The sequence below is a fragment of the Streptomyces calidiresistens genome (genome assembly GCF_014141525.1).
Taxonomy (GTDB): domain Bacteria; phylum Actinomycetota; class Actinomycetes; order Streptomycetales; family Streptomycetaceae; genus Streptomyces; species Streptomyces calidiresistens.
The window spans coordinates 1-7,235 of record NZ_VKHS01000210.1; the positions used below are offsets into that span (position 1 = coordinate 1).

Genomic DNA, 7,235 nt, shown 5'->3' on the forward strand with positions numbered 1-7,235 from the left:
GTCCGCGAGGGGGGAGCGGGGCATCCGCCGCATCCTCCCGTGTGCCGGGGAGGAGCGGGAATGATCCGGGTACTGCTCGCCGACGACCAGGTGTTGCTGCGCAGCGCGCTGCGGGTGCTGGTCGATTCCGAGCCGGACATGACGGTGGTGGGCGAGGCGGGGAACGGACGCGAGGTGCTGGAGGCGCTCGCCGCCCCGGGCCCGGGGGCGGACCCCGGGGTGGACGTCGTGCTGATGGACATCCGGATGCCCGGCGTCGACGGCCTGGAGGCCACCCGGGCGATCCTCGCCGATCCGTCCACCGCGGGGGTGCGGGTCCTCGTCCTCACCACCTTCGAGCAGGACGACCACGTGGTGGCCGCGTTGCGGGCGGGAGCCTCGGGGTTCCTCGGCAAGGGCGCGGAGCCCGAGGAACTGATCACCGCGATCCGGCGGGCGGCGGGCGGTGAGTCCCCGCTCTCGCCGTCGGCCACCGGCGGTCTGATCCGTCGCTTCCTGGAGCAGGAGGAGAGCCGCTCGGAGGTGCCGGCCGAACCGGTGGGACTGGAGGCCCTGACGGCCCGGGAGCGCGAGGTGCTGGTGGAGGTCGCGGCCGGGTGGTCCAACGACGGGATCGCGGAACGCCTCTCGGTCAGCCCGCTCACCGTCAAGACGCACATCAACCGGCTGCTCACCAAGCTGGGTGCCCGGGACCGGGCCCAACTGGTCATCGTGGCCTACGAGTCGGGTCTGGTACGGGCCGGCTGCGGGGGGATCGGGCGGGCCGCGCCGAGGAGGGACGCGCCGGCATGATCGGTGCATGAACACGCGTTCCCGGATGATCGTCGTGCTCCTGATCGGCTCGCTGCTCGGGCTGCTGTTCCTCGCCGAGGGGTGCGAGCGGAGCGGGCCCGCCCCGGGCGGCGGGGGCGACACCTTCGACGCCCGGCCCGCGCCGACCGCGTCCACCGGATGACGGGGTGCCGGTGGGAGCGCTGCCCCCGGCCGTGAACGGTGGTGATCCGGTGTGCGGTCGCCCCTGTGGGTGAGTCCGGGGTCGTTCCGCTGCGCGGGACGAGGCCCGGGGAGGTGCCGGTCGGGCGCCCGCTTCCGGTGACCCACGCCCACGGCGCGGACAACCGGATCGGAGCCGTCACCTCCGGTGGTCCCGGCCCCACCCGGGGACGGACCGCGCCGCGGTTCCACCCGCGCGGCCACACCCCCGCGCGGTGGCTTCCGTGCGGGCGGCGGTCAAAGGCTCTTCAGCGCGGAGTCGCTGGGGCTGCCGGCTTCCGCGGTGTACATCACCAGGGAGAAACCCGAGCCGGGCAGGCCGAGGACGTGCCGGTCGATTTCCAGCTCGCCCAGCGTGGGGTGACGCAGATTTTTTCGCACGCAGGGAACGGGGCGCACAGCGTGATGACGCCAACTGCTCGCAAAATCCGGATCGTGGGCCGCGAACTCGTTGATCAGCTCTGCGAGCACGTTGTCCGCGGGGTACCGAACGCGGGCCGCGCGCAATTCGGCGGCCACCTGCCGAGAGAAATCGGCCTCCGAACCGGGCGCGCCGGTGCAGAGGGTGTCACGGAATCTCCTCGAGAGGCGCGTGAGATTGCGCTCGTCGGGTGTGAGACGGGAGAAGTCCGTGATCAGGGCTGCGGCTGCCGCGTTCCAGGCGACGATGTCCTGCCGGTCGTTGACGATGTAGGCGGGGATGCCGTCAAGTCTGCCGAGCAGCCGTTGGGCCTCCTCGGGTACGCGCTCCGGCGCGCCGTCGTTCTCCGCCGGCAGCACCTGTCCGGCCAGGCGGGCCAGGTGGTCACGCTCCGCTTCGGTGAGCCGGAGAGCCCTCGCCAGCGCGGACAGCACCTGCGGTGAGGGCCGGGGTGCCCGTGCCCGTTCCAGCCGTTCGTAGTAGCTCGCCGACACCTGGGCCAGGGCGGCCACCTCTTCGCGGCGCAGTCCGGGTGTGCGGCGGGCGCGCCGGCTCGGTGGAAGCGCCGCTTCGGCCGGCACGTCTTCCGGCCGCAGGCCCTCACGACGGCGGCGGAGGAAGTCCGCGAGTTCCCGGCTGCTCACTCCTCGATCCTGCCACAGGAGGGACAGCCGAGCCTCACACCGGTGGTCCGGGGCTCAACTGTCCGTTCCGCGCCCACCCATCCGCTGGGCACGGTGGCCCGGTCGGTTCGTCGACCACGAGGGGAAACGGTGTCCGGTGCGCCCGATGAATTTTTTCGCCGCATGATCGACCTGATGTCGGCCGAGGACAGGAATGCCGTGGCGGACCCGTGGGCGCCCGGGGGGAATCGCGGAATTCCCCTTCGCGGCCGGGGGCTCCCCTCGTGTTCTCCACGGACGCGAGGAGGTACGTGCCCACCTCGCCCCCATCCGGATCCGATGGACATGAAGGAGGTGGCCGCGCCCACCGTGCGGCCCACGGATCACACGGACACCGCTGTGGTGGAGTGGACGGCCATCGGCCGCACCGTGGCCACTTCCCGGCCCTGCCGCCCGGACCACATCGTGGTTCCCGCGGTCCGCGACGGGCTGATCGCCCCGTATCGGGATGACCGGAGCCCGTTGTCGGTGGCCGCCGATGCCGGGGGGGCTCACCGAATCGATCGACTCGATGGAAAGGAACACCTGATGTCCGGAGTGCTCGTGACCGGAGGGACCGGCAAGACCGGTAAGGCGTTGGTGCAAGTACTCCGCAACGCCGGCGTGCGGACACGGGTCGCCGGCCGGAACCCGGACGCGGCCGATCCCGATGCGATCCGCTTCGACTGGAACGACCCGACCACACACGGACCCGCGCTCGACGGGACGGACCGGGTCTTCCTGGTTCCCCCGGTGGAGAGTGTGGACCCGCTGCCGCTGGTCGAGCCCTTCCTGCGCCGGGCGCGGCGGGCCGGTATCCGGCGCCTCGTGATGCTCGGCTCCGCCATCGTGCTGCCGAACGCACCCAGCGCCGTGGAGATGGCCGCCCGGGTTCGGGCTCAACCCGGAGGCGTGGTGCTCCGCGCGTCCGGCTTCATGCAGAACTTCCTGCGCCCGCACCCACTGGCCGAGCACATTCATCGACACGGTGAGATCCGCACCGCAGCCGGTGACGGCAGGCTGGGGTGGGTCGACGTACGGGACATCGCGGCCGGTGCCGCCGCGCTGTTGGTCGACCCGGGGGCGGACGCCCGGAGCGACTACCTGATCACCGGGCCGTGTGGGATGAGCTATCCACAGGCCGCGCAGATCATCACCGCGCGGACCGGCAGAGAGGTTCGGGTGAAGCGTATTACGGAGAAGGAGCAGGCCGCCCTCTACCGTGCCTCCGGAATGCCGCCGGAGTTCGCCGACGCCCTTGCCGCCGTCGAGCGCGGGATCAAGGAGGGACGCGAGGACCGGGTCGGCACCGCGGTGCTCGAACTGACCGGCCGTCCGCCGCGCACCTTTGCCGAATTCGTCTCCGATCACGCGTACGAGTGGGCGCGGGAGTGAGCCTTTCCCACCTCGCCCCCGATGACGACGGGGGCGGTGGCGGAAGGGCGCCCGGGCCGACATCGGGCGGCACGGTCCCGGCCTCTTCCCGTCGCGACTGTTGCCGCCGTTCCTCCCGGCCGGGTCGTGCCCCTCATGGCCGAGGGCGTTCCCAACGGCACCCCGTGACGAACGGGCCCGCCGGTGTCCCGCCCCGGATGTCGGGGGCGGAACGCCGGCGGGCCCGGCGGGTGAGGGGGCGTCGGAGGGGCCGCGGATCCCCGGGCGGTGGGCCCCCGTTCGGGTGGGGGACCCCGCTCAGGGGAGGGCCAGCATCCGCTCCAGCGCCACCCGCGCCCAGTGCGCGGTCTCCTCGTCCACGGTGATCCGGTTGACCACCCGCCCCTCGGCCAACGACTCCAGGCTGCGCACCAGGTGGGGCAGGTCGATGCGGTTCATGGTGGAGCAGAAGCACACCGTGCGGTCGAGGAAGACGACCTCCTTGCCCTCCGGGGCGTACCGCTTGGCCAGCCGGCGGACCAGGTTCAGCTCGGTGCCGATCGCCCACTTCGAGCCGGCCGGCGCCTCCTCCAGGGCGCGGATGATGTACTCCGTGGACCCCACCCGGTCGGCCGCGGCCACCACCTCGTGCCGGCACTCGGGATGCACCAGGACGTTGACGCCGGGGATCCGCTCGCGGACCTCGCGCACCGAGTCGAGGGAGAAGCGGCCGTGCACGGAGCAGTGGCCGCGCCACAGGATCATCCGGGCGTCGCGCAACTGCTCGGGGGTGAGCCCGCCGTTCGGCCGGTGCGGGTTGTAGACCACGCAGTCCTCCGGCGCCATCCCCAGGTCGCGGATGGCGGTGTTGCGGCCCAGGTGCTGATCGGGCAGGAAGAGCACCCGCCGCCCGCCGCCGCCGGAGGAGTCGAAGGCCCACTCCAGGGCACGCCGGGCGTTGGAGGAGGTGCAGATGGTGCCGCCGTGCCGGCCGGTGAAGGCCTTGATGTCGGCGGAGGAGTTCATGTAGGAGACGGGGACGGTGTCCTCGGCGACGCCGGCCGCGGTGAGCGCGTCCCAGCACTCCTCGACCTGCTCGGCGGTGGCCATGTCGGCCATCGAGCAACCCGCCGCGAGGTCGGGGAGGATCACCTGCTGGGCGTCGGAGGTGAGGATGTCCGCCGACTCGGCCATGAAGTGCACGCCGCAGAAGACGATGTACTCGGCCTGCGGGCGGGCGGCGGCGTCACGGGCGAGCTTGAAGGAGTCACCGGTGACATCGGCGAATTCGATCACCTCGTCGCGCTGGTAGTGGTGGCCGAGGACGAAGACCTTCTCCCCGAGGCGCTCCTTGGCGGCCCGGGCGCGTTCGACCAGGCCGGGGTCGGAGGGGGAGGGCAGGTCGCCGGGGCAGTCCACCCCGCGCTCGCTGGCCGGGTCGGCGCCCCGCCCCAGCAGGAGCAGGGCGAGCGGGGTGGGCTGGACGTCCGGGGTCTGGGCGGTGGTCACGACACGCACCCTTTCTGCGGGGGCTTCTGCGGGGATTCCGCGGGCTTCTGCGGACTTCTGGGGGCTTCTGCGCTGCTTCGACGGGTTTCCGGCGGCCTCGCGGCGTTCCGTGCCGCTCTCCGCGCGGTACCGCGCGGGGCATCCCGGAACGACACGGGGCCGTGCCCCGCGCGGACGCGCGGAAGCGACCCGTTCCGGCCCGTTGTCCCGTGGGCGGGGTCCGGCGGGTGCCTCCGACGCGGCCCGCTGCGGAAGCGACCCGACGACTCTTTTCGTCTTATTGACGGTAATTATGATAGCGGCTTTTCGTCGCTGTGACGATGCCGATTCCTGTTGATCGCGTCACTGTGACGCATACCGTGTGTCGGGGTCGGGTTCCGGGTCGGGACCGACCGATCGCGGGTGTGCGAGCATGGGAGGGCGGGCCCGCCCCGCACCCGCCGGCCCGGACCCGCCGGTTCCCTCGCCGGGACCCGGCCCTCGACCCGGACCGGGAGGGAGCCTCCGGAGAGCCGAACCGGAAGCCCACGAGAAGCGAAGAACGCCGACCGCGGAATGAAACCGGTCGGCCGACTGTTCGCGCAGACGGCAGAGCAGTCCAACGACCCGGGAGTGGAACACATGTCCGTTGAGGACAAGACCGTTGCGAGTGACGGCATCATCCTGTCCGACGCTGCCGCGGCCAAGGTCAAGAGCCTGCTGGAGCAGGAGGGCCGCGAGGACCTGTCGCTGCGCGTCGCCGTGCAGCCGGGGGGTTGCTCCGGACTGCGCTACCAGCTCTTCTTCGACGAGCGCTCGCTCGACGGGGACGTGGTGAAGGACTTCGACGGCGTGAAGGTCGTCACCGACCGGATGAGCGCCCCCTACCTGCACGGCGCCTCCATCGACTTCGTCGACACCATCGAGAAGCAGGGCTTCACGATCGACAACCCCAACGCCACCGGCTCCTGCGCCTGCGGCGACTCCTTCAGCTGACCGTCGAGCCGGCTCCGCCCCGCGCGGCGCCCCTCGGACCCGAACGGCGCGGGTCCGCTCCCCTCCGGGAGCGGACCCGCGCCGTTCGCCGCGTGCGGCGGCCGAGGGGCCCCGGCGGAAGGCGCCGGGGCCCGACTCAGGAACGGGGCAGTTCCCGACCCTCACCGTCGAACACCGTGCGGTCGCCCAGCGGCTCCTCCAGCGGGACCCGGTCGGCCACCGCGACGGCGATCATGATGCACACCGTCTCCGGGTCGGTGGGCTCCGGCTCCACCCGCAGGGTCACGCTCTCCGCCGTTTCCTCGGCGACGATCCGGTACTCCCCGCAGACCCCCTGCCAGTGGTGGTGGATCAGCGCGTACGGATCCCCCGGATCGGCGGAGACGTACGGAGCCGTCATCGGGTCGTCCGAGCCGCCGTCCCCGCCCTCCATGTCCCCCGGCGGGTAGAGACCGGTCTCCGGGTCCGGGTCCCGGGGCCCGGACGCCCGGTGCTCGCCGGGATCGTCGGTCGGGCCCCCGCCGGGAACGAGACCCGGCTCCCGGGCGGGCGGTGCCGCCGCCTCCCCGGCACCCGGCCCCCGGCCGGCGCCCTCGACGTGATCGGGGTGCACCGCGGGGTGCGAGACCGGGAAGCCGAGCCCGGAGGCGTCGGGGGACTCCACCGTGAACAGCCAGGAGGGCACCAGCATCGGCCCCTCCGCGGTCAGGTAGGGCGCCAGAACCGGCTCGGCGTCCACCACCCGCAGGGTCTCCCCGGCCCCCTCCTCGCCGTGGTCCCCGCCGTCCCCCGGCGGGATCTCACCCGGCAGGCCGACACCGTCGGGGGCGACCGGGGCGACCTCACGGGCCGGGCCCCCCTCCGCGTCCCCGCCCGGACCGTTGTCGGTCACCGGCTCCTCCGCACCGGCACGGTCCTCCGCGGGGAGATCCGCCGGAGGGACGGGGTCCGCGTCGAGCGTCTCGTTGAGCAGGTCGAGCGTGCCCTCCGCGTTCACCAGCGGGTACTCCTCGGCCGGTTCGGCCTCCAGCAGGGTGCCCGACCCGGCCACCGGGGAGCCCTCGGGGTCGATCTCCACCAGCGTGTCCCAGTTGAGCACCCGCAGGTCGTCGATGGTGGGGGAGACCCGCACGGCGCGGTTCTCCCCGAAGGCGGTTCCGGCGTCCGCCTCCATCCCGCCCAGCCCCAGGGCCTCCAGCACGGGACGGGCGGCGGCCAGCGCCTCCTTCTCGCCCACCGGCTCGGCCGGGGTGCGCGGGGCGGAGCCGAGGCCGAAGCCGTCGTCGTCCCACCCCCCGTCC

General features: G+C 72.9%; 6 protein-coding genes and 1 pseudogene. 4 read left to right on the plus strand and 3 right to left on the minus strand.

What is annotated here, in order from left to right; translation table 11 throughout:
* The first annotated feature begins 60 nt into the window (after window positions 1–60).
* A complete protein-coding gene (locus FOE67_RS11195) occupies window positions 61–792 on the plus strand; it encodes a response regulator (RefSeq protein ID WP_182663141.1) in 732 nt (243 codons plus the stop codon).
* Between the two features lie 7 nt (window positions 793–799).
* Entirely contained in the window at window positions 800–955 is a 156-nt protein-coding gene (locus FOE67_RS11200; protein ID WP_182663143.1) for a hypothetical protein, read from the plus strand.
* 275 nt (window positions 956–1,230) lie between these two features.
* Here FOE67_RS11200 and FOE67_RS11205 read toward each other — a convergent pair whose 3' ends face one another.
* The gene (locus FOE67_RS11205; protein ID WP_182663145.1) at window positions 1,231–2,058 is read right to left on the minus strand and encodes a helix-turn-helix transcriptional regulator; all 828 of its coding nucleotides are present in this window, start codon (window positions 2,056–2,058) and stop codon (window positions 1,231–1,233) included.
* Between the two features lie 567 nt (window positions 2,059–2,625).
* On the opposite strand from FOE67_RS11205, the gene FOE67_RS11210 reads away from it, so the two are divergent.
* On the plus strand, window positions 2,626–3,471 hold the full coding sequence (locus FOE67_RS11210) for an NAD(P)H-binding protein (protein WP_182663146.1): 846 nt from the start codon (window positions 2,626–2,628) through the stop codon (window positions 3,469–3,471).
* Window positions 3,472–3,768: 297 nt separating this feature from the next.
* Here the strand turns inward: FOE67_RS11210 and nadA are convergent, their stop codons facing one another.
* Window positions 3,769–4,959 (minus strand): quinolinate synthase NadA, encoded by a 1,191-nt coding sequence (nadA, locus tag FOE67_RS11215; RefSeq protein ID WP_182663148.1) that lies wholly within the window; start codon window positions 4,957–4,959, stop codon window positions 3,769–3,771.
* Window positions 4,960–5,580: 621 nt separating this feature from the next.
* Between nadA and erpA the strand changes: the two genes are divergently transcribed.
* Window positions 5,581–5,934, plus strand: a complete 354-nt coding sequence (erpA, locus tag FOE67_RS11220) for an iron-sulfur cluster insertion protein ErpA (protein ID WP_143617914.1) — start codon at window positions 5,581–5,583, stop codon at window positions 5,932–5,934.
* Between the two features lie 136 nt (window positions 5,935–6,070).
* Here the strand turns inward: erpA and FOE67_RS11225 are convergent.
* Window positions 6,071–7,235, minus strand: a pseudogene (locus FOE67_RS11225) (hypothetical protein); the annotation flags it as partial.

Coding starts and splice junctions, on each gene's coding strand:
- erpA (WP_143617914.1), top strand. CDS start 5,581: ATGTCCGTTGAGGACAAGACCGTTGCGAGTGACGGCATCATCCTGTCC.
- FOE67_RS11195 (WP_182663141.1), top strand. CDS start 61: ATGATCCGGGTACTGCTCGCCGACGACCAGGTGTTGCTGCGCAGCGCG.
- FOE67_RS11200 (WP_182663143.1), top strand. CDS start 800: ATGAACACGCGTTCCCGGATGATCGTCGTGCTCCTGATCGGCTCGCTG.
- FOE67_RS11210 (WP_182663146.1), top strand. CDS start 2,626: ATGTCCGGAGTGCTCGTGACCGGAGGGACCGGCAAGACCGGTAAGGCG.